The organism is Agromyces sp. NPDC056965 (assembly GCF_042673425.1).
GTDB lineage: Bacteria > Actinomycetota > Actinomycetes > Actinomycetales > Microbacteriaceae > Agromyces.
Genome location: NZ_JBHURI010000076.1, coordinates 1 through 20,928, shown reverse-complemented (window position 1 = coordinate 20,928; position 20,928 = coordinate 1). Strand labels below are relative to the sequence as shown.

The window sequence follows — 20,928 nt, the reverse complement described above, 5'->3', positions numbered from 1 at the left end:
GCCCCTCAGGGGCGACCCGCTCTCGTGCGCGACGGCGCTGCCGCGATCAGGGCAGCAGTGCGCCGATCTCGGGGAAGTTCTCGCGGTACCGGTCGAGCAGCGAGCGCGCGACGCCGACCGAGTCGACGAGCGGATGCGCCGCGAACGCGCGCCAGGCCTGCTCGCGGGACTCCTCGTGCACGGCGCTGATGATCAGCCGCTCTGCGGACTTCACCTGGGTCATGAGGCCCAGCATCTCGCCCGAGACCGGTGCGATCGGCCACGGGTGCACGCCGTCGCCGTCGACGACGCAGCCGACTTCGACCACCGCGTCCTCGGGCAGCTGCGGTACGAGGGCGTTGTTGCGGACGTTGAGGATCATCGTCGACGACCGGCCGGTGGCGAGCGCGGCCATGAGGTCGAGCGCGACCTCGTGGTACCCGCCCCCGTCGACGTCGGACTCGAGGCGCTCCTCATCGGCGGGGCGGCTCTCGGCCATGTAGCTCGACTCGCGCTCGTGCCGGGCGTTCAGCCACGTCGCGAGCGGGTCGTCGCCGGGGGCCTCGTAGAACGCCGACTGCTGCCGGTCGAGGAACTCGCCGCGGGTCGACGACGCCGAGCGGATGCGTTCGGTCGCCTCGCGCGTGAAGTAGTAGTAGTAGAGGTACTCGTTCGGCAGCGCTCCGAGCGCGCGCACCCAGTCGAAGCCCATGAGTCGGGCCTCTTCGATGCGCTCGAGGGCCCGGTCGGATTCGAGCAGTCGCGGCAGGAGGTCTTCGCCGCCGGTCGTCATCGAGCGGAGCCACCCGAGGTGGTTCAGGCCCACGTAGTCGAAGGCGATGGAGTCGGGGGCCCCGCTGACCGCCGTGGCGGCGCGACGGATGAGCCCGATCGGGGTGTCGCAGATGCCGACGACGCGATCGCCGAGCACGCGCTGCATGGCTTCGGTGACGATGCCGGCCGGGTTCGTGAAGTTGATCACCCAGGCGTCGGGCGCGACATCGCGGATGGTCTCGGCGAGACGCGTCATGAACGGCACCGTGCGGAGCGCGTACGCGAGCCCGCCGGGTCCGACCGTCTCCTGGCCGAGCACGCCGAGGTCGAGCGCCGTCTTCTCGTCGAGGATGCGGCCGCGCGTGCCGCCGATGCGCACCGCGCTGAAGACGAAGTCGGCGCCGCGGAGTGCCTCTTCGAGGTCGGTCGTCAGCGTGATGGTCGGGACGTGGCGCTTCTCGCGGGCGAGGCCGGCGAGGATCGCGCCGATCGTCTGCAACCGGGATTCGGAGACGTCGTAGAGGCTCAGCTCGTCGATGCGCACGGGTGCGTGGTCGGCCGAGACGGCTTCGAAGACCTGGGGGACGCGGAAGCCGCCGCCCCCGATGATGGTGAGCTTCACGCGACCATCACCTCGACACCGGCCTCGCGAAGGAGCTCGAGCGTCGCGGCATCCGCGTCGTCATTGGTGACGATCGCCGAGATCTGCTCGGGGCCGCAGACGCTGAGCACCCCGACGCCCGGGAACTTCGAGGCGTCGGCGAGCACGACGGTGCGCTGCGAGGACTCGATCATCGCGAGCTTGATCGGAACCTCCATGCCCGTCGTGTCGGAGATGGTGCCGTTCGCCCGGATGCCGCTCGTGCCGAGGAAGCACGTGGTCGCCCGGATCTGCGCGAGCGCCTGCTCGGTCAGGGTGCCGATCATCGAGTTGTAGTTCTTGCGCACGGCGCCGCCGAGCACGATGAGCTCGACCACGTCGTCGTCTCGCAACTCGTCGATGACCGCGAGGCTCGCGGTGATGACCGTGATGCGCCGGCCGCGCAGCTGGCGGGCGAGCAGCGCGGTCGTCGTGCCGATGTCGATGATGACGACGTCGCCCTCGGCCACGAGTTCGGCAGCCTTCTCGGCGATGCGCGACTTCTCGGGGTGGTGCTGTCGTTCGACGTCGGTGAACGGGATCTGGTCGGGCTCGATGCTGCCGCCGCCGCGCACGCGTCGGAGCAGGCCCTCGGCACTGAGGGTGTTGAGGTCACGGCGGATGGTCGAGAGCGAGACGCCGAACTGCTCGGCGAGCTCTTCGACGGTGACTTCGCCGTCAGTGCGCAGGGAATTCAGGATGTGCGCCTGTCGCGTTGCTGTGAGCATGTGGAAGAGCGTAGCAGTCAACTTCGAGCACGAATTGACGCAAGAGCGTTCATTCGAGAGTATGTTCAGTCAAAGGTCATCGACGATCGTTCACGCGATCGCACTCAAGGAGGATCCGTGACGGAACGCGCTGCCGACGTCGTCGTCGATGTGCTGCTGACCGGGCCGGTCTTCTTCGATCTGATCTTCACCGAGCTGAACGCGGCGCCGCGGCCGGGCACCGAGGTGCACGCGGAGGCGCTGGCGAGCAGCCCCGGCGGCGTCGCCAACCTCGCCGTCGCGACCGCCCGTCTCGGGCTCGGCACCGCGCTCGCCGCGGCGCTCGGCGACGACGTCTACGGACGCTGGTGCTGGGAGTTCCTCGCCGACCACGAGGGCATCGACCTGGCCTCGTCGCAACTCGTACCCGACTGGCCCACGCCCGTCACCGTCTCGATCGCATCTGGCGGCGACCGCAGCATGATCACGCGCGAGGCGGCGTCGCCGGTTCCGGCCGGAGCACTGGTCGGCGACCGGGTCGCCCGCGCGACCTTCGCCGACCTGGGCGCGATGTCGCGCGGTGCCCGCGCCGACGACGCCTGGTGGCGAACGGCGGCCCGCGCGGGCACCAAGATCTTCGCCGACATCGGGTGGGACTCCTCCGAGCGCTGGGATGTCGCCGACCTGCAGCCGCTCGCCGACTGCTTCGCCTTCACGCCGAACGAGTCGGAGGCGATGGCGTACACGCGCACGGAGTCCGCCGTCGCGGCCGCGCGCGCCCTCGCCGACCGGGTGCCGCTCGTCGTGGTGACCCGGGGCGGCGACGGAGCCGTCGCGATCGACTCCGCGAGCGGCGAGGAGGTGACGGTGCCCGCGGTGCCGGCGGACGCGCGCGACGCGACGGGCGCGGGCGACGTGTTCGGTGCGGCACTCGTGCTCGGCACGCTGCGCGAATGGCCGCTCGACCAGCGCCTCTCGTTCGCCGCGCTGTGCGCCGCCCTCGCCGTCGAGCACCCCGGCGGAGCGCTCGCGGCGCCCGGCTGGGGCGACCTCGCCGACTGGTGGGCGCGCACGCGCGGCGGCGATCGCGAGCTCGTCGCGCGGTTCTCGTTCCTCGACGACGTGCTCCCCGAGACCCCCGGTCGCCGCAGGTCGGAATCCATGTTCCCCTTCGCCGACTACCGAGCCACAGCAGCCCGGCGATCGTTCCCCGACAAGAGAGGTACATCATGAAGCGAAACATCCGACTGAATGCAGCAGCACTGGGAGGTGCCGCGCTCATCCTCGCCCTCGCGGGCTGTGCGCCGGGAACCGGGAGCACGGGCGGCAACGAGAGCTCGGGCGAGATCAGCACCGACATCTCCGGCGTCGGCGATGTCACGCTCACCGTCTGGGACCAGGAGGTGCGCGGCGGCCAGAACGAGCAGATGGAGCAGCTGAACGCCGCGTTCATGGAGAAGTACCCGAACGTGACCATCGATCGGAACTCGCAGTCGTTCGACGACCTCGCGACGACGCTCCGCCTCGCCCTCACCGACGCCGACGCACCCGACGTCGTGCAGGCCAACAACGGCCGCAACACCATGGGCCAGTTCGTCGCGGCCGACCAGCTGCGCCCGCTCGACGACTACGCCGAGGCATACGGCTGGGGCGACCGCTTCTCGTCGTCGGTGCTGCAGTACTCGACCTACAGCGACGACGCGAAGGTCTTCGGCGACGGCAGCCTCTACGGCCTCCCGCAGGTCGGCGAGGTCGTCGGCATCTTCTACTCCAAGAGCAAGCTCGAGGGCCTCGGCCTCGAGGTGCCGACCGATTGGACCGAGTTCGATGCGGCGCTGAAGGCGGCGAAGGCGGCCGGGGAGACCCCGATGCAGCTCGGCAACATCGAGAAGTGGCCGGCCCTCCACGTGTTCGGACCGCTGCAGGGCGACTACGTCGACGCCGAGGTCATCACCGACCTCGGGCTCGGCAACGCCGGCCAGAGCTGGACCACGCCCGAGAACGTCGAGGCCGCGACTGCGCTGCAGGGCTGGGTCGACGCCGGCTACTTCAACGACGGCGTGAACGGCACCGACTACGACGCGGCGTGGCAGGCGCTCGCCGGCGGCGACGGCGTGTTCCTCATCGGCGGTTCGTGGCTCGCGGCCGACCTCGGCGACGCGATGGGCGACGACGTCGGGTTCTTCATCCCGAACACGGGCGACGGCACGCCGGCGACCACGGGCGGCACCGGCCTGCCCTTCACGATCACCTCGGCGGCCGACAACACCGACGTCGCGGCGGCCTACCTCGACTTCATCACGAGCGACGAGGCGATGGACGTGCTGGCCGAGACGGGCAACCTGCCCGTGAACCGCACCGCGGAGCTCGCTCCGAAGTCGGGCGTGCTGGCCGACGTGTTCACGGTGTTCGGCAACGTCACGGGCGACGGCAGCCTCCTGCCGTACCTCGACTACGCGACGCCGACCTTCGGCGACACCATGGGTCAGGCGCTGCAGGACCTGCTGGCAGGCCAGTCGACTCCGGAGCAGTTCACGGAGACCCTGGAAGCCGACTACTCGGAGTTCGTCGCAAGCAATGGCTGACGGCACCACCACGGTCGGGCGGAGCGCCTCTCGGCGTTCCGCCCGATCGGGCTGGGTCGCGTGGGCGTACCTCGCACCGGCCCTGCTCATCTACGGCGCATTCCTGCTCTTCCCGCTCGGACGGGCCGCCCAGTACTCCCTCTTCGAGTGGGACGGGCTGGGGGAGTCGACGTTCGTCGGCCTCGACAACTACGTCGAGATCCTCTTCGACGAGCGGCTTCGCGAGGCGTTCTGGCACGCCCTCGTGCTCGTGTTCTTCTACGCGGTGCTGCCCCTCGCCATCGGCCTCGTGCTCGCCGCGCTGCTCACCCGCTCGCAGGTGCGGGGGCTCGGCTTCTTCCGCAGCGTCATCTTCCTGCCGCAGGTGATCGCCATGGTCGTGGTCGCCGTGACCTGGCGCCAGATCTACGCCCCCGACGGCCCGCTCAATGGATTCCTCCGACTCATCGGCCTCGATTCGCTGACCCGGCCGTGGCTCGGCGACTACACGTTCACCCTGCCCGCGGTCGGGCTCATCGGCACCTGGGTGTGCACCGGCCTCGTCACGGTGCTGCTGATGGCCGGCATGAGCCGCGTGCCGCGCGAGCTGTACGAGGCGGCCCGGCTCGACGGTTCCGGCCCCTTCCGCGAGTTCTTCGCGATCACCCTGCCGACCGTTCGCGGGGAGATCACGGTCGCGCTCACGCTCACGATCGTCGCCGCACTGAAGACCTTCGACCTCGTCTACGTGACGACGAGCGGAGGCCCCGGCACGTCGACGACGGTGCCGAGCTACGAGATCTACCGCCGTGCGTTCCAACTCGGGGATGTCGGCGTCGCCACCGCCGTCGGCATCGTGCTGACCATCATCGTCTTCGCCATCAACGGCGTCGTCAACATGATCGGAGACAGGAAATGAAGGTCTCCCCGATCGAACGGGGCGCGAACTACCTCGTGCTCATCGGCTTCGCGCTCGTGGTGCTCGGGCCCATCGGCGTGATCGTCACCATGGCGTTCGGTCCGAAGGATGCCTCGGCAGCCCGTGAGGGCGGTGCGTTCCACCCCGAGAACTTCCCCGAGGCGTGGGAGATCGGCCGGTTCGGCCAGTACATGCTCACCTCGGTGGTCGTCGCGACGATCGTCGTCGTCGTCTCGGTGCTCGCGTCGATCCTCGCCGGATACGCGCTCGGCACCATGCGCTTCCGCGGGGCCACGCTCGTCTTCTACGTCTTCCTCCTCGGCATCATGGTGCCGACCGAGGCCTTCATCGTGCCGCTCTACTTCGACCTTCGCGTGCTGGGGCTGACGAACACCGTCTGGGGCGTCGCGCTGCCGCAGATCGCGATGTCGATCGCCTTCGGCACGTACTGGATGCGCACGTACTTCCGCACCTCGAGCACGGCGCTCATCGAGGCAGCCCGCCTCGACGGGGCGAACTCGATGCGCATCCTCTGGCAGGTGCTCGTGCCGATCGGGCGGCCCGCGATCCTCACCCTCGTGCTGCTCGTCTTCATGTGGACCTGGAACGAGTTCCTCATCCCGCTCGTGATGTCGCCCAACGGGGCGGTCCGCACCGCGCCGCTCGGGCTCGCGTTCTTCCAGGGCCAGTACACGCAGGGCACGGCGCTGCTCGCCGCGGGCGCGGTCATGGTCGCATTGCCCGTCGTGCTGCTCTACGTGTTCCTGCAGCGGCACTTCATCAAGGGCATGATCGAGGGCGCCGTGCGCGAGTGATCGAAGAGCGCGCAATTGCGTGCACTCGGTTTTGCGTGATTCTGAATGAAGATGCTTGCAACGCGAGCGAACCTGCCCTAGCTTGAGGGGGATCGGGGCGGCAGTCCGTCGTCTCGAGCGTCCAACGGAGGACCGCATGAAACGTCATCACGCAATCCTGCTCACTTCGCTGATCGCCGTCGCCGCACTCATGGGCCAGGGCACAGCCGTCGCCGCGACGATGGGCAACGGCAATTCGGGGCCGCCGGATGCGGCGCTGAAGTTCGAGGTCGGAGACCCGTCGATCGCCACCGAGACCGACCGCGAGAAGATCGACATCATGGGCATCTGGGCCCACCCCGACGACGACGCCGGGTTCACCACGCCGTGCGGCGTCTGGAACGACCTCTACGGCGTGCGGTGCGGCATCATCATGGCCACGAGAGGCGAGGGCGGATCGAACTCCGTCGGCCCCGAGGCCGGCCCCGACCTCGGCATCCGCCGCGAGAACGAGGACCGCACCTCGCACATCCGATCCGGCACCGTCGACATCTTCAACCTCGACCGCGTCGACTTCTTCTACAACACCTCCGCCCCGCTGACCGCGAAGGTCTGGGACGCCGAGGAGACCCTGAGCCGCACCGTGCGGATCATCCGCGAGACCCGGCCCGAGATCCTCGTCGGCAGCACGCCGTCGCTCGCGGCGGGCCACGGCAACCACCAGTACGCGCAGGGGCGCATGATCTGGGAGGCCGCGGCAGCCGCCGCCGACCCCGGCCGGTTCCCCGAGCAGCTCACGGGCGTCGGCGCCGTCGACCCGTGGCAGGTGAAGAAGATCCTCGCAGGCGGGCTCACCACGGGCACCGGTGGCACCGCCGCAGCCAACTGCAACGCGGGCTTCGTGCCGGCCGCGTCGAACCCCTTCACGGTCGTCGGCACCTGGACGGGCTACGAGTCGCCGTACGTCTGGGCCGACGGCAACGTCGCCGGTCAGGCCGCCGGATCCGCGAAGACGTGGGCGCAGGTCGGCCGCGAGGGCGGCCGTGCACACCCGACGCAGGCGCGCACCATGCAGACGGCGCTCGTCGACCCGACCTGCCAGCGCTACGGCGTCTCGGAGTCGATCGTGCCGATGCAGCCGAACTCATCGCCGGCCTCGGCGAACGACGACGCCGTGCTCTACGGCGCCGTGGTCGCCGACCCGGGCGGCATGCCGCTCGGCTCCGAGTTCTCGCTCGACGCCGAGGAGTACTTCGAGGCCGCAGGCGAGCCGTTCACCACGACGGTCACGCTGCGCTCCGGTGACGGAGCGCTCGGCGGCGGCACGGTGAGCCTCGTCGTGCCCGCCGGCTGGCAGGTCTCCGAACCGGTCGAGGTCGACGGTATCGACGACGCGGATGCCACGCAGGCGACGTTCACCGTCACGCCCGCGAGCGACGCGGCACCGGCCGTCTACAAGCTCGCGGCGGAGTTCGCCGGCGACGGCGTCACCGCCTACAACGACACGCGCATCGAGCTCGTCGCACCGGTCGAGGGCCGCTTCGAACGCTGGGGCACCGCGGCCGAGTACGAGCAGTGGACGCAGGACAACGACGCCTACGTCGGCGGTCGCTCGAAGGCCGTCGCACAGGTCGGCGCCGGCGAGACGGTGACCGTGCCGGTCGAGGTGGCCAACCGCAGCGCCGCCGCCGAATCGGGCACGGTCGACCTGGCGGTCCCGGCGGGCTTCACCGTCGACGCGGCCAGCAAGCCGTTCGCCGACCTCGCACCCGGCGAGACGACCACCGTCCCGTTCGTCGTCACCCACGCCGACCCGGCCGATCCCGGCAGCAGGACGGAGACGTTCACGGCGACGACCACCTCCGGTGCGGGCGTCTCGACCGAGAGCGAGACGGTCTACCTCGTGCCGACCGTGGTGATCCCGCAGCTGGGTGCGGCACCGACGATCGACGGAACCGCCGACGAGCTCTACACCGGTCAGCCGATCGACGTGGGCACGCGCTGGGAGGGCGCCGAGTGCGCCGCCGACGGCGTCGACTGCGGCGACGGCGGTCTCGCGCGTCTCGGCTGGTACGACGACGCGCTGTACGCGCAGATCCACGTGACCGACGACGTGGCCAGCGCCGCTTCGACGCCCGACCGCTGCTTCGGCCACTGGCTGGTCGACTCGGTGGAACTGCTGCTCGATCCGCGCGGCGACTCGCTCGACACCTCGTCGACGTTCAAGCTCGGCATGTTCCCGTTCACCGACGACGCCGAGGGCACGAACGGCAACGGGGCGAACGGTCCGTGCTGGTCCCGTGACGCCGACAACCACCAGGGCTTCTCGACCGGCCCGCTCGCCGAGACGGTCGAAGGCGGCCTGAACGCCGAGGGCGTCGAGGTCGCGGTGCAGGTCGTGCGCCAGGCCGACGGCACCTACGCCGGCGGCGGGTACGACATCGAGGTGAAGGTGCCGCTCTCCGGGCTTCCGGCGGCGGTCGGCCCGACGAGCACGGTGCCGCAGGGCGACGCGGCACTGAACGACGTCGATCCGCAGTACCTCGGGATGAACGTCACGCCGTACGACTCCGACACGCAGAACTTCATCGGGCAGACCCGTACCGCGTGGTCGGCGTTCGGCAGCCAGCAGTCGGAGCCGTATCGATGGGGTCACGCGTACCTCGACGGGTACGCGCCCCCGGCTGACCGGTCGACCGAATCGGCGGAGCCGATCATCCCCGACACCGCCCTCCAGGGAGTGCAGTCGCCCCAGACGGTCGCGCAGTCGGCGACACGCGGCGGCACGATCTCGGGCGTGCAGCCGAGTGATGCGATGTCGATCTCCGATGTGAAGATCCAGCAGAAGAAGATCAGCCTCTCGTACCGTTCGGGCGAGGCCGGCACGGTCCGCGTGTTCCTGTGGAAGGGCGACACGTCGTTCATCCCGGTGTGGACCTCGAGCTGCGCCGGTGACGTGTACGGCTTCGAGGCCTGCTCGCCGTCGGATGGCGCGGCGCCGCCGTGGGCTCCCGACATGAGCGGCCGGCTCCTGGCGTCGTTCGAGCAGGAGGTCGATGCCGGCAAGGGCAAGCTGACGGTGCCGATCGATGCGAGCATCCGCTCGGCGCTCGCGAAGGACGCGCAGATCCTCGTCTCGTACGCCGAGCAGCCCTCGGGCGATGCGGCGGCCGGTGACGGGGTGAACGCGTGGAGCTTCCCGATCGAGGCGACGCGCCCGGGCAAGGGCTGAGTCCCGGCTCGCACCGAGCCCCGCAGTGAGCGCCCGGCCCTCCTCTCGAGGGTCGGGCGCTCGCCGCGCCGAGGCCCTGCCCGCCGCCAGCGCTCTGTCAGAATTGCCGCATGACGACCGAGAGCTTCACCTCCACCGGCAACCTGCGCCCGCTCGCTGGGACCGACCGCTTCGGCCGCCTGATCGAGCGCCGCGACGGTGCCGACTTCCCGTACTACAACGGGGTGCCGGTCGAGCTCTCGGCGGTCAAGTGGATCATCGTGTGGCTCGCGGTCGCGGCGGGCTTCGCCGCGCTGCTCTTCATCCCGACGGCCGACAACCTCGGCGCGCTGCTGCCGCGAGCGCTCTTCGTCGCGATTCCCCTCGCGGTGCTCGCCCTCGTCGCCGGCCGGGCCTGGACGGCGATCTTCCGCCGGGTGCGTCTCGCCGACGTCGGCGCCATGTTCTTCTTCGCCGCGCTCAACATCGCGATCACCGCCGTGGTGGGCGGCCTCGTGTCACTGCTCTTCCAGATGGCGCCGAACTCCGTCATCGAGGACGCGGGATCGGGCGGCGTCGTCGACACGGTCGCGCTCTACGTGGGCAGCGGCATCCAACTCGTCGGTGAAGAGCTCTTCGTCGTGCTGCCGTTCCTCGCCCTCATGTACTTCCTCTTCACGAAGGCGGGCGTCTCGCGCAAGACGGCGATCGTGCTCGCCTGGATCATCTCGGCGGTCTGGTTCGGTGCTGCGCACCTGCCGACCTACGACTGGAACTGGGCGCAGGCGATCATCGTGATCGGCTCGGCCCGCATCGCGCTCACGCTCGCGTTCATCCGCACGAAGAACCTGTGGGTCTCCGCGGGCGCGCACATCATCAACGACTGGGTGCTCATCACCGTCGCGATGGTCACCGCCGGCGCGGTCGCGGCCTGACGATGATCCGACCCTCCCCGGCTCCCGCATCGACGACGGGCGATCGCATTCGTCGCACCTTCTGGGTCGGCCTCGTCGCCGTGGTGGTCTACGTGCTGCTCGCGGCCGGCCTCGCGAACCTCCTCGACCTGCTCGTGCAGCCCGCTTCGGTCGAGGGCGAGTTCGCGCTGTCGCACCTCGTGCCGCTGCCGATCGCGATCGCCGCGGGGCTCGCGTTCGCCAGGCTGTCGGGCTGGTGGGGCGACATCTGGTCGCAGCAGGCCGAGTACGCCTCGCCGCCGCGTCGGCTCTGGATGCTCGCGATCCCGCTGCTCCTGCTCATCAACCCCCTGCTCGGGCTCGTCGGAATGCCATGGGGCGAGCGCTCCGGCTGGTTCGTGCTGCTGCTCCTCGTCGGGTGCGCGATGATCGGCCTCGGCGAAGAGCTCTTCTATCGCGGCATCCTGCGCGTGAGCCTCCGCTCGCACCACGGCGAGCTCGTCGCGCTGCTCGTCACCTCGCTGCTGTTCGGGCTCAGCCACTCGCTCGGCAGCATGCTGCACGGCGTGCCCGCCGGCACCATCGCGTTCCAGGTGGGAGCGACCGCCGTCGACGGCGCGCTGTACTACGCCGCCTTCCGCGCGACGGGCACCCTGTGGGTGCCGATCGCCGTGCACGCGCTCACCGACTTCTCGCTCTACGCGCAAGCGGGCGGAACGGATGCCGCGAGCGGCCACGCGTCGAGCTTCGACTCCACTCCCGTCATCGCGACCACGCAGTTCGTGCTCTGGGGGCTCCTGATCGCGGTGATCGTCGTCTTCGCACGCGACGACGCCACGGAGCGGAAGCGGCGGCGGGCCGAGCAGGGGGCCTCGACCGTCTAGCGACGCCGTAGGGTGGGCGTACACATCGGGCCGGAGGCGGACATGGCACGCAGCGACGTTCCCACGAGCACCACGCCCCGCACGATCGCGCGAATCGCGCTCGCCGCGGGTCTGGTCTTCGCCGGGGTGAGCCATCTCTTCTGGGCGCGCAAGGAATTCCGGTCGCAAGTGCCGTCGTGGGTGCCGATGGACGCCGATGGCGTCGTCGTGGCATCGGGCGCCGTCGAGATCGGGCTCGGCGCGGCGCTCGTCGCGCTGCCCCGCGAGCGACGGCGCATCGGCTGGATCGTCGCGACGTTCTTCGTCGCGGTGTTCCCGGGCAACATCGCGCAGTTCACCGGGAAGCGGGCCGCATTCGGCCTCGATTCCGATCGGGCGCGCGGCATCCGCCTGCTCTTCCAGCCGTTGCTCGTGGCGCTGGCGATCTGGTCGACCGCCGAGCCGCGGCGCTGACGTCGGCGGCCCGTAGGGTGGGGTCATGCCCGTAGCCGCCGATGCACGTGCCGAGCTCATCGCCCTGTGCGAGCGCGGCCTCGAGTGGCACCCCGAGCTGCCGAAGAACCGAGCGGATGTCTCGGCCCTCCGACCGGCCGCCGTGCTCGTGCTCTTCGGGGTGCTCGACGCGGTGCCGAGCGACACCGGGGGAACGGTGCCGCGCGATCTCGACGTGCTGCTGCTGCGCCGTGCGGCGACCCTCGGCAGCCACGCCGGGCAGATCGCCTTCCCGGGCGGCCGGCTCGAGGCATCCGACGCCGGGCCGGTGGCCGGCGCGGTGCGCGAGGCCCGCGAGGAGACCGGGGTCGACGTCGACGGCATCGAACCGCTCGGCACGCTGCCGCCGATGCCGGTGCCCGTGAGCAACCACCTCGTCACGCCCGTGCCCGCGTGGTGGACGCGCCCGTCGGAGGTGGCCGCCGTCGATCACGACGAGTCGGTCGAGGTGTTCCGGGTGCCGGTCGGCGAGATGCTCGACCGGGCGAACCGGGCGAACACCGAGCATGTCTTCAGCGGCCGCGCGTATCGATCGCCGGCCTTCACCGTGAGTGGCCGCATCGTGTGGGGGTTCACCGCGCTCGTGCTCTCGCGCATGTTCGATGAACTCCGCTGGGCGGAGCCGTGGAACCACGATCGCATCGTCGAACCCGACGACCTGTAGGCCCCGGGCGCGCGCCACCGGGTCGCGTACGCCGGCTACCCGTTGGGGTTCGTCGCCGCCCCGTCGAGCCAGAGCGTGTCGGTGGCGTCGCGGTGCGCGCCGTCGGTGCCGACGTGCTTGGTGCTGATCTGCGGACCCTTCGTGATGACGTGCACGAGCGCCATCGCGTGCCCCTGCCCGAGGCCGTAGTCCTCCTTCAGCCACGCGACGATGGGGGTCGCCTTCGTGCCCTCGCCGAAGCCCTTCTCGGTCGCGAGCTCGACGAACTGCCGCGGCGTGAGCCCGGTCTTCTGCTCGATGTTGTCGAGGTAGGCCTGGAATGACATCTGGTTCCGTTCCCCTCACGGATGCCACCCGGCATCCCCTCGAACAGACTCGGGTGCCGGGGCATCCGCTCGCCAGTGTTTCGATGTGGGCCGAAAGGTCAGGCGAACGCGTCGATCAGAGGAACGAGTAGTACGCGGCCTGGCCGAACCCGATGAACGCGCTCAGCACCTCGGCGCCGCCGAGGGCCGCGCCCGCGGCCGCGAAGCCCTTCGGCGCGCCGCGACGCAGGAGCACGAGCGCGCCGAGCACCAGTGCCGCGATTCCGAGCACGAGCGAGAGCACGTTGGCGAGCAGCCCCAATCCGCTGATGAGCTCGTACGCCGCCGGCAGCCCGGTGCTGATCAGCAGCGGCGCGGCGAGTCCGAGCAATCGGGTCACGAGCACGGCGCCGGCGCCGATGACGAACGAGATCACCCCGAGGAGGCGGAAGTTCGTCGTCGAGCCCTGGGCGGTGGTCGGTGCGGATTCGCTCATGCGCCCATCATGCCCGATGCGCGGAGTGCGGCTCGTGGCGTCGGCGGATGCTGGCGTCGGCGGGTGCTGCCAGAGTGAGGGCATGCGACGAATCGGAGCGATCTTCCAGCCCGCATTCCCACCCGAGCGGCTGCGTTCGGCCGTCGAGGCGGCCGAGGCCGGGGGAGTGCCCGAGCTCTGGCTGTGGGAGGACTGCTTCCAGCAGTCGGCGTTCGCGTCGGCCGCTGCTGCGCTCGCCTGGACCGAGCGACTCCGCGTGGGCGTCGGCGTCGCACCGATGCCGCTCCGCAACGTGGCGGTCACCGCCATGGAGATCGCGACGCTCGCGCGCATGTTCCCCGGTCGCCTGCTGCCGGGCGTCGGCCACGGCGTGCAGCGCTGGATGGCGCAGACCGGCAGCCGCGTGGCGTCGCCGCTCACGCTCATGCGCGAGTATGTGCCGGCGCTGCGGCAGCTGCTCGCCGGCGAGGAGGTCTCCGCCGACGGCCGCTACGTCAAGCTCGACCGGGTGAAGCTCGACTGGCCGCCGGCCGAGATGCCGCTCGTCTACGCGGCGGGCGAGGGGCCGAAGACCCTGCACCTCACCGGCGAGGTCGCCGACGGCACCGTGCTCACCGGAGGCACCACGGCCGAGCGCGCTGCCGAGGCCGTCGCCGCGATCGCGGCCGGCCGCGCAGCTGCGGGCCGCGACGGGCGCAGCGAAGCGGTCGTCTACCTCATGGCGGCGTTCGGCGGCGGCGAGGCCGAGACGCGCGTCGCGCACGAACTCACGCAGTGGAACATGCCCGAAGACCAGCGCACCGCCGCGGTGGGCGACATTGCGGAGGTCGCCGCGGTCGCCGAGCGGTTCTTCGCCGCGGGAGTCGACGCGGTCGTGCTGCAGCCGACCTCCGACGAGCCCGACCTCGAGGGGTTCATGCGCGGCGTCGGCGAGGTCGCGGGGCTCATCGCGCGCTGAGCGATTCCGACTCCTCGCGACGGCGAGGGCGGAAGCCTCGGGGCCGACGAGCCCCGAGGCATCCGTGGGGGATCAGGCGGTGCGTCGGCGTCGCACGACCAGGGCCGTGACGCCGGCCGCGACGAGGATCGCCGCGACGAGCACCGGCACGATGGCCTGCACGCCGGTGCTCGCGAGTCCCGTCTCGCTGCCCGGCGTTCCGGGAGCGGGGCCGATCGGGGTCGGCACGACCGGGGCATCCGTCGCCGTGTTGGTGACCGTCACGCGGGCCGAAGCACCGTCGGCGACCGTCACCGTCTCGGGGCTGAACACGGGAGTGCCCCACTCGACGCCGTCGATCTCGGGCAGGTCGATCTCGGTGAACTCGACGACGGTGCCGACGGGCAGGCCCTGCGGGCCGTCGACCGCGACGCCGTCGGCGCGCACGGTCAGCTTGCCGGTGACCGACTCGCCGTCGAGTTCGTACCGGTACTGCACGGTGTACTCGGTGTCATCGGGAACGAGGGCGGATGCCTCGCCGCCGAGCGCCTTCGCGACCGAGAAGCCGCCGACCGCGCTCGGCGAGTTGGAGTTCGCCGTGTTGGTGACCGTGACGTGCACGACCTCGCCGGAGGCGATGGTGACGACGTCGGGGCTGATCGTCGCTGCGCCCCACTCCACACCCGGAACTGCCGGCAGGTCGACCTCGCTGAGGCGCACGACCGTTCCGGCGGGGAGGCCCTGCGGTCCGTTCGCGACGGTGCCGTCGGCGCGCAGTGCCAGCGTGCCGGCGACCGGGCCCCCGGCGAGCTCGTACTCGTAGGCGAGGGTGAAGATCGTGTCGGCCGGCACCATCGACGCACCGCCGCCGGTCACGAGCTTCGCGGCGCTGAAGCCGCCGCCGCAGCCGAGCGAACCGCCGCCGGTCCAGGGGTAGTTGTGGTGCTCGTTGCCGACCCCCGAGTAGCGCAGGTCGCCTCCGACGTGGAGCCGGCCGTTCGTGCTCGCCGTGACCTCGGTGGTCGCGGTGGGTGCGAGCACCGACCCCATGAACTGGCTCGAGCCGCCGAGCAGCAGCGACGTGGCATCGGTGACGTTCCAGAGGATGCGGGACGCCGCGTTGCCGAAGTTCGGGCTCGAGAAGGCGTCGACCCGCTCGCCGTTCAGCAGGAAGTAGTTCGGCGCGAACGAGACGGTGCCGCCCGAGACGTTGACGAGGATCGGGACGCCTGCCGGGATGCCCTCGAAGGAGACCTCGACGATCGACGCCAGCGCGGCACCGTCGACGTCGAAGACCTGCATCGCCTCGCCGGGAGTGCCCGTGAAGGTCGCACGCCCGAACGCGATCGAGGTCGTGCCCGTCGCGGGGAGCGCGCCGAGGGTCGTGGCGGTGTCGGTGACGACCGACTGGAAGTCCGCGTTCGGGGCCATCGCGGCGGCCCGTCCGAGGTCGAGCGTGAGGGTGGCGCCGTTCGTGTCGAAACTGCCGGTGGCCGATCCGCCAGCGGCGACCGCGCCGCCGCCGTCGAGGTTCGCTCCGACATGCACGCTCGTGGTCGGGCGCACCGTGATGTCGCCGCCGACCGCGAGCATGGTCGAGCCGCCCGGGGGCACGATGCCCGAGCCGACGCCGACGGTGCCGACGTTGAACACGCCGCCGTTCGCCTTGTCGAACACGGCGTCGCCGTGCACGAGCAGGAGCCCCTCGGATTCGGCGGAGCTGCCGGTCGCGAGGTAGTCGCCGCCCGCGAAGACCGCGACGTTCGAGTCGGTGTAGGCCGGCACGTTGCCGATGCCCGGCATCTCGCCGGGCGGCGGGCAGTACGGCGCGGGGGCCGCCGCGGCCGCGGTCGGTGCAGCGGTGGCGGCTGAGGCCGGGGCGGCCGAGGCCGGCGCGGCAGCGAGTGCGACCGCGCCGGCGAGGGCCAGACCGGTCGCGGCGGCCGCGGCGACGACCGAGCGCAGGGGGGAGCGGGCGCGCAGGCGCGCGGAAGTTCGGGTGTTCACGGGTCTCCGGGGGGATCGAAGGATTCGAGACGACGGGTTCCGCCTCACTGGAAGAGATGTCGCATCGATACGGTCATGACGCTGAAAGTAAGGACTCTTGGCTTTCTCTCAGGTTGGGCCGTGCGCGCAGCTCGCCGAGATGGGCGGAGTTCTGCGTCGGGCCTCGCCTTCGAGGCGTCGTCGCCCCTAGGCTGTCGGCCATGCTCGCCGTCTTCCCCGTGATCCTGCTCGCCGCGATGGTGATCGCGTTGATCGACATCATCATGCGCGACGACTGGCAGGTGCGGCACCTGCCGAAGTTCGGCTGGATCCTCCTCGTCATCCTCCTGCCGCTCATCGGCACGCTGCTGTGGTTCCTGCTCGGCCGGGAGTACGGCGGGGCCGCCGCGTCAGAGGGCATCGGCTCGCTCCTCGCGCAGCGGGGCGCCCAGGGGTCGCGCTCGCAGCTGCCGCCGGTGCCGCAGCCGAGCACGACCGAGCAGCAGCTCGCCGACCTCGACCGCGAGATCGAGTACTACCAGCGCCGTGCGGAGCTCGATCGCCTGAAGCGCGAAGCCGACGGCGACGCTGCCCGGTAGCGAGCCCGCGGCCTGTGGAGAACTCCTCCGGGCGACGCCGGGAGCTGCGAGTATCGAACGGATGCCCACCTTCGCAGCGTTCGACGGAACCGAACTCGCCTTCCACGAGCACGGAGACGGGGCGGCGCGACCGCTCGTCTGCGTTCCCGGGGGCCCCATGCACGACTCCCGCTATCTGGGCGACCTCGGCGGGCTCTCCGCGCACCGGCGCCTGATCCTGTTCGACCCTCGGGGCACGGGAGCCTCCGGCGTACCGTCCGACCTGTCGTCGTATCGGTGCGATCGACTCGTCGACGATCTCGAGGCACTCCGCGAGCACCTCGCCTTCGACCGGCTCGACGTGCTCGCCCACTCGGCCGGCACCAACATCGCCGTCATGTACGCGGCCCGGTACCCGCAGCAGATCGATCGGCTCGTGCTCGTCACCCCGAGCGCTGCCGCACTCGACCTGACCGTGACCGCCGAGATGCGCCTCTCGGTCGCGCGGCTCAGGTCGGCGGAGCCGTGGTTCGCCGACGCGTTCGCCGCGCTGGAGGCCATCGTGGCCGGCGACGGTGAAGACTGGCAGGCGATCGACCCGTTCATCTACGGGCGATGGGACGCTGCGGCGCAGGCGCATCGAGCCGACGACGAGCGCGGTCGCAACGATGAGGCGGCCGCGGTCTTCGCCGCCGACGGAGCGTTCGATCCGGTGGCCACCAGGGCGGCGCTCGCCGACTTCGCGGGTCGCGCGCTGCTCGTCGCGGGCGAGACCGACCTCAACTCGCCGCCCGCGATGGTCGCCGAGATGGCGGCGCTGCTGCCCGGCGCCGAACTCGTGGTGCAGCGCGAAGCCGGCCACTTCCCGTGGCTCGACGACGCCGCGGCGTTCACCGCGGCGGTCGACGGATTCCTGGGCTCCGACGCGTCCGAGCTGCCCGATTCGGTCGTGGCCGCGGGCTGAGCCCCGCGGTCACGCGGGCGGGCGAACGGCGATGGTCACCCGCACCTCGACCGCGTCGCCGACCTCGAGTCGCTCGGCGGCACGCACCCACGCCTTGACCGGCACGATGTACCCGCCGTCCTTCGGCCACAGCGAGGTGGCCCACTCGCTGCCGCCGATCTGCACGGTGACCGGGATCATGCCCCAGCCGTAGGTCACGATCGCGCCGATGGCCTCGATGGCGGCGCTCTCGTCGTCGGGCACCGTCACGAAGTGCCACGGCGCCGGACCGCGCCAGAACCAGATCTCGCCCGCGAAGGTCAGCTCCACCGGTTCAGGATACGGCTCGCGGGCGACAAGCCTGCCGGCGCACTCGGTTCACCTCCCGGTCGCCTCGAGGCCAGCTCCGGGACATCCGTGCCCGATTGCATGACGGAGGGACTCGACGCGCGACCCTCGACCGCCGAACCGGCGAACGAGGGCCGCGCGCGAGCGTGCCCGCACCGACCCCGCAACGAAGGAATCACATGACCACGACGAAGAACGCGACGCGCTGGGGGAGGCGGGGTGCGGTGTCGACCGCGCTGCTCGCCATGCTCGCCGGCGTGCTCGCGGCGCCCGCCCCGGCGCTCGCCGCCAGCGATGTGCCCACCGACCCGGTGATCTCGACCGGCGCGACCACCTGGAAGTACCTCGATGACGGCAGCGACCCCGCGCGCGGCGCGACGCCGCTCCGCGTCTGGACCACGACGGGATTCGACGACAGCGCCTGGAAGTCGGCGCAGGGCAGCTTCGGCGCCAAGGGCGGCAAGCTCGCGCCCGTCGGCCCGCAGACGCCGAAGACGCTGCTGAACCAGTACCTCGACGGCACGGCGGCACCCGACGTGCCGACCTTCTTCTTCCGCACGACCTTCGATCTCGCGGCCGGCGTCTCCGACGAGGTGGGCGGGGTCGTGGGCGACCTCGTCTACGACGACGGCGCGGTGGTCTGGATCAACGGCGAACGCGTCGCCGGCTTCGACGCCGACCGCGTGACCGAGACGACCAACGTGGAGTACGCCGGATCGGGCGCCTCCGACCCGGCACCCGGCCACTTCGAGGTCGACGGCGACGTGCTCGTCGACGGTACGAACACCGTGGCGATCGCGCTCTACCAGGATCGTGCGACGAGCTCGGACATCTACCTCGACATGACCTCCCTCCGGCTGCTGCCGGCGAGCGAGCCCGGCGTGCCGGTCGCGGTGCCGCCGACGCGCGTGATCATGACGCCGACCGAGACGCCGACGACCTCGCAGTCGTTCTCGTGGCTCGCGGGCGACGTCTCGCACACGAGCGGCCAGGTGCAGATCCGCCCGGCGGCGGGCGGCGACATCCGCACCGTCGACGCCTACTCGGCCGGCACCGTCAACGGCAACCCGAAGCAGCACTTCTCGGCGACCGTGGACGCGCTCGCTCCGGCGACCGCGTACTCCTACCGAGTCGGGCTCGAGGGGGCCTGGAGCGAGTGGCACGAGTTCACGACGGCCGACCCGAACGACAGCGACTTCCAGTTCGTCTACTACGGCGACGCGCAGATCGGCCTCGACACCACGTGGCCGTCGGTCGTGCGGCAGGCCGAGGCCACGGCGCCCGACTCGATCGGGTCGGTGCACGCCGGCGACCTCATCAACACCGGCAGCAACGAGACCGAGTGGCTCAACTGGTTCAAGGGCATGGAGACCTCGGCGGCGACCACGAACGTCATGGCCGCCCCCGGCAACCACGAGTACTCGGGCGACAAGCTGCTGAAGTCGTGGAAGGCGAACTTCGAGTACCCGCACAACAACCCGACCACGGCGACCACGGGCGACCTCGCCGACCTCGCCGTCGGCGACACGGATGTCGCGAAGCAGTACGCCGCGTACTTCGAGCACTGGACCCAGTTCGCGGCCGAGACCGTGTACTTCACCGACTACCAGGACCTGCGCTTCATCACGCTGAACGCGACCCGCGACACGACCTTCCTCACGCCCGATGTGCTGCCCGGCTGCGCGGGCGCCGACTGCCCGTCGACGAAGGTCGCCCGGCTCTGGACCGAGTTCCAGGCGGCCTGGCTCGACTACGTGCTCGAGTCGAGCCCGTCGAAGTGGAACGTCGTGACGTTCCACCAGCCCGTCTACTCGGCGTCGGAGGGGCGCGACGAGCCCGTGCTGCGCGAGTACTGGGTGCCGATCTTCGAGAAGCACGACATCGATCTCGTCATGATGGGTCACGACCACACCTACGCTCGCGGCTACAACAACGACGACGTCACCGAGACCCCCGGCATCACCGACGGACCGGTCTACATCGTCTCGAACTCGGGCGCCAAGCACTACGACCTCGAGACCGACGAGAAGAACGTGTGGACGAACAACAACGCCACGCAGGTGCTGCGGGGAGCGGGCGTCACGACCTACCAGGTGATCGACGTCTCGAACGACACCCTCGTCTACCGCTCGTACCTCGCCGAGAAGACCGCGTCCGCGACGACCGACCTGCCGGTCGGCGCCGTGTACGACGAGTTCACGGTGACGAAGCGGGACGACGGGCGCAAATGGGTCACCGAGGCCGGCATCGAAGCACCCGTCGACCCCGAGCCCGGCACCGCTCCGGAGCCGGTCGACCCCGCCGAGCTGACCGATGACACGCGCGGCGACGTCACCGTTCCGGCGAACGTGACCGTGGGCGTGCCGTTCACCGTCGGCCTCGGCGAGGAGAAGGCGGGCACGGAGGTCTGGGCGTGGCTCTACTCGGAGCCGACCCAGCTGGGCGCAGCAACGGCCGACGCCGTCGGCGAGTTTACGACCGTCGTCCCGGCGGCCACCGCGCCCGGCGAGCACCGGCTCGTGGTGCAGGCGGCAGACGGACAGCTCATCGGCTGGGCGCCGGTGCAGGTGAACGCCGCCCCGACCGGCGGCAGCGGTACCGGCGGCGGAGGCGCGAGCACCGCCGAGGGCGACCTCGCGAGCACGGGCGCCGAGGCATCCGCTGCGCTGTGGGCGGCCGGCGTGCTGCTCGCGCTCGGCGCGATCGTCTCGGCGATCGCCCTGCGCCGTCGTCGCCTCGCAGCCGACACGACGACGCAGGCATAGCCGACGGGCGAGCGGATGCCGCGGCATC

General features: G+C 70.9%; 19 protein-coding genes. 13 read left to right on the top strand and 6 right to left on the bottom strand.

Annotation, left to right across the window (positions count from 1 at the left end; genetic code table 11):
• Nucleotides 1-46: 46 nt before the first annotated feature.
• Entirely contained in the window at nucleotides 47-1,375 is a 1,329-nt protein-coding gene (locus ACFTQE_RS16425) for a 6-phospho-beta-glucosidase (protein WP_376926076.1), read from the bottom strand.
• Complete coding sequence (locus ACFTQE_RS16420) at nucleotides 1,372-2,121, bottom strand: DeoR/GlpR family DNA-binding transcription regulator (protein WP_375838200.1); 750 nt, start codon at nucleotides 2,119-2,121, stop codon at nucleotides 1,372-1,374. The genes ACFTQE_RS16425 and ACFTQE_RS16420 overlap by 4 nt, the downstream gene beginning before the upstream one ends.
• A gap of 117 nt (nucleotides 2,122-2,238) precedes the next feature.
• Between ACFTQE_RS16420 and ACFTQE_RS16415 the strand changes: the two genes are divergently transcribed.
• The 9 genes from ACFTQE_RS16415 to ACFTQE_RS16375 all read left to right on the top strand — a co-directional run bounded on the left by ACFTQE_RS16415 (nucleotide 2,239) and on the right by ACFTQE_RS16375 (nucleotide 12,542).
• Nucleotides 2,239-3,333, top strand: coding sequence for a carbohydrate kinase family protein (locus tag ACFTQE_RS16415; RefSeq protein WP_376926075.1), 1,095 nt, complete (start codon nucleotides 2,239-2,241; stop codon nucleotides 3,331-3,333).
• The gene (locus ACFTQE_RS16410) at nucleotides 3,330-4,685 is read left to right on the top strand and encodes an ABC transporter substrate-binding protein (protein WP_376926074.1); all 1,356 of its coding nucleotides are present in this window, start codon (nucleotides 3,330-3,332) and stop codon (nucleotides 4,683-4,685) included. Before ACFTQE_RS16415 ends, ACFTQE_RS16410 begins: the two co-directional genes overlap by 4 nt.
• A complete protein-coding gene (locus ACFTQE_RS16405) occupies nucleotides 4,678-5,583 on the top strand; it encodes a carbohydrate ABC transporter permease (RefSeq protein WP_376926073.1) in 906 nt (301 codons plus the stop codon). Before ACFTQE_RS16410 ends, ACFTQE_RS16405 begins: the two co-directional genes overlap by 8 nt.
• Nucleotides 5,580-6,398 carry a carbohydrate ABC transporter permease gene (locus ACFTQE_RS16400; RefSeq protein WP_375838204.1) on the top strand — a complete coding sequence of 273 codons (819 nt, stop codon included), beginning with the start codon at nucleotides 5,580-5,582 and terminating at the stop codon, nucleotides 6,396-6,398. Before ACFTQE_RS16405 ends, ACFTQE_RS16400 begins: the two co-directional genes overlap by 4 nt.
• Before the next feature lie 136 nt (nucleotides 6,399-6,534).
• Nucleotides 6,535-9,609 carry a sugar-binding protein gene (locus tag ACFTQE_RS16395; protein WP_376926072.1) on the top strand — a complete coding sequence of 1,025 codons (3,075 nt, stop codon included), beginning with the start codon at nucleotides 6,535-6,537 and terminating at the stop codon, nucleotides 9,607-9,609.
• Between the two features lie 110 nt (nucleotides 9,610-9,719).
• Nucleotides 9,720-10,523 (top strand): CPBP family intramembrane glutamic endopeptidase, encoded by an 804-nt coding sequence (locus ACFTQE_RS16390; RefSeq protein WP_376926071.1) that lies wholly within the window; start codon nucleotides 9,720-9,722, stop codon nucleotides 10,521-10,523.
• A 2-nt stretch (nucleotides 10,524-10,525) separates the two neighbouring features.
• Nucleotides 10,526-11,386, top strand: a complete 861-nt coding sequence (locus ACFTQE_RS16385) for a CPBP family intramembrane glutamic endopeptidase (protein WP_376926070.1) — start codon at nucleotides 10,526-10,528, stop codon at nucleotides 11,384-11,386.
• Nucleotides 11,387-11,428: 42 nt separating this feature from the next.
• Nucleotides 11,429-11,839 carry a hypothetical protein gene (locus ACFTQE_RS16380; RefSeq protein ID WP_376926069.1) on the top strand — a complete coding sequence of 137 codons (411 nt, stop codon included), beginning with the start codon at nucleotides 11,429-11,431 and terminating at the stop codon, nucleotides 11,837-11,839.
• Nucleotides 11,840-11,864: 25 nt separating this feature from the next.
• Nucleotides 11,865-12,542, top strand: coding sequence for an NUDIX hydrolase (locus ACFTQE_RS16375; protein WP_376926068.1), 678 nt, complete (start codon nucleotides 11,865-11,867; stop codon nucleotides 12,540-12,542).
• Between the two features lie 35 nt (nucleotides 12,543-12,577).
• Here the strand turns inward: ACFTQE_RS16375 and ACFTQE_RS16370 are convergent, their stop codons facing one another.
• Together ACFTQE_RS16370 and ACFTQE_RS16365 are read right to left on the bottom strand one after the other, a co-directional pair.
• Entirely contained in the window at nucleotides 12,578-12,868 is a 291-nt protein-coding gene (locus tag ACFTQE_RS16370) for a DUF4287 domain-containing protein (RefSeq protein WP_375838208.1), read from the bottom strand.
• 115 nt (nucleotides 12,869-12,983) lie between these two features.
• A complete protein-coding gene (locus ACFTQE_RS16365; RefSeq protein ID WP_376926067.1) occupies nucleotides 12,984-13,343 on the bottom strand; it encodes a hypothetical protein in 360 nt (119 codons plus the stop codon).
• A gap of 82 nt (nucleotides 13,344-13,425) precedes the next feature.
• Here ACFTQE_RS16365 and ACFTQE_RS16360 point away from each other — a divergent pair, with 82 nt between their 5' ends.
• The gene (locus ACFTQE_RS16360; protein WP_376926066.1) at nucleotides 13,426-14,301 is read left to right on the top strand and encodes an LLM class flavin-dependent oxidoreductase; all 876 of its coding nucleotides are present in this window, start codon (nucleotides 13,426-13,428) and stop codon (nucleotides 14,299-14,301) included.
• A gap of 72 nt (nucleotides 14,302-14,373) precedes the next feature.
• Here the strand turns inward: ACFTQE_RS16360 and ACFTQE_RS16355 are convergent, their stop codons facing one another.
• Nucleotides 14,374-16,287 (bottom strand): choice-of-anchor A family protein, encoded by a 1,914-nt coding sequence (locus ACFTQE_RS16355; RefSeq protein ID WP_376926065.1) that lies wholly within the window; start codon nucleotides 16,285-16,287, stop codon nucleotides 14,374-14,376.
• 200 nt (nucleotides 16,288-16,487) lie between these two features.
• On the opposite strand from ACFTQE_RS16355, the gene ACFTQE_RS16350 reads away from it, so the two are divergent.
• Both ACFTQE_RS16350 and ACFTQE_RS16345 read left to right on the top strand, forming a co-directional pair.
• On the top strand, nucleotides 16,488-16,865 hold the full coding sequence (locus ACFTQE_RS16350) for a PLDc N-terminal domain-containing protein (protein WP_376926064.1): 378 nt from the start codon (nucleotides 16,488-16,490) through the stop codon (nucleotides 16,863-16,865).
• Between the two features lie 61 nt (nucleotides 16,866-16,926).
• The gene (locus ACFTQE_RS16345) at nucleotides 16,927-17,808 is read left to right on the top strand and encodes an alpha/beta fold hydrolase (RefSeq protein WP_376926063.1); all 882 of its coding nucleotides are present in this window, start codon (nucleotides 16,927-16,929) and stop codon (nucleotides 17,806-17,808) included.
• Nucleotides 17,809-17,817: 9 nt separating this feature from the next.
• Here ACFTQE_RS16345 and ACFTQE_RS16340 read toward each other — a convergent pair whose 3' ends face one another.
• A complete protein-coding gene (locus tag ACFTQE_RS16340) occupies nucleotides 17,818-18,117 on the bottom strand; it encodes a DUF1905 domain-containing protein (protein ID WP_376926062.1) in 300 nt (99 codons plus the stop codon).
• Between the two features lie 197 nt (nucleotides 18,118-18,314).
• On the opposite strand from ACFTQE_RS16340, the gene ACFTQE_RS16335 reads away from it, so the two are divergent.
• Complete coding sequence (locus tag ACFTQE_RS16335) at nucleotides 18,315-20,900, top strand: fibronectin type III domain-containing protein (RefSeq protein WP_376926061.1); 2,586 nt, start codon at nucleotides 18,315-18,317, stop codon at nucleotides 20,898-20,900.
• Nucleotides 20,901-20,928 lie beyond the last annotated feature (28 nt).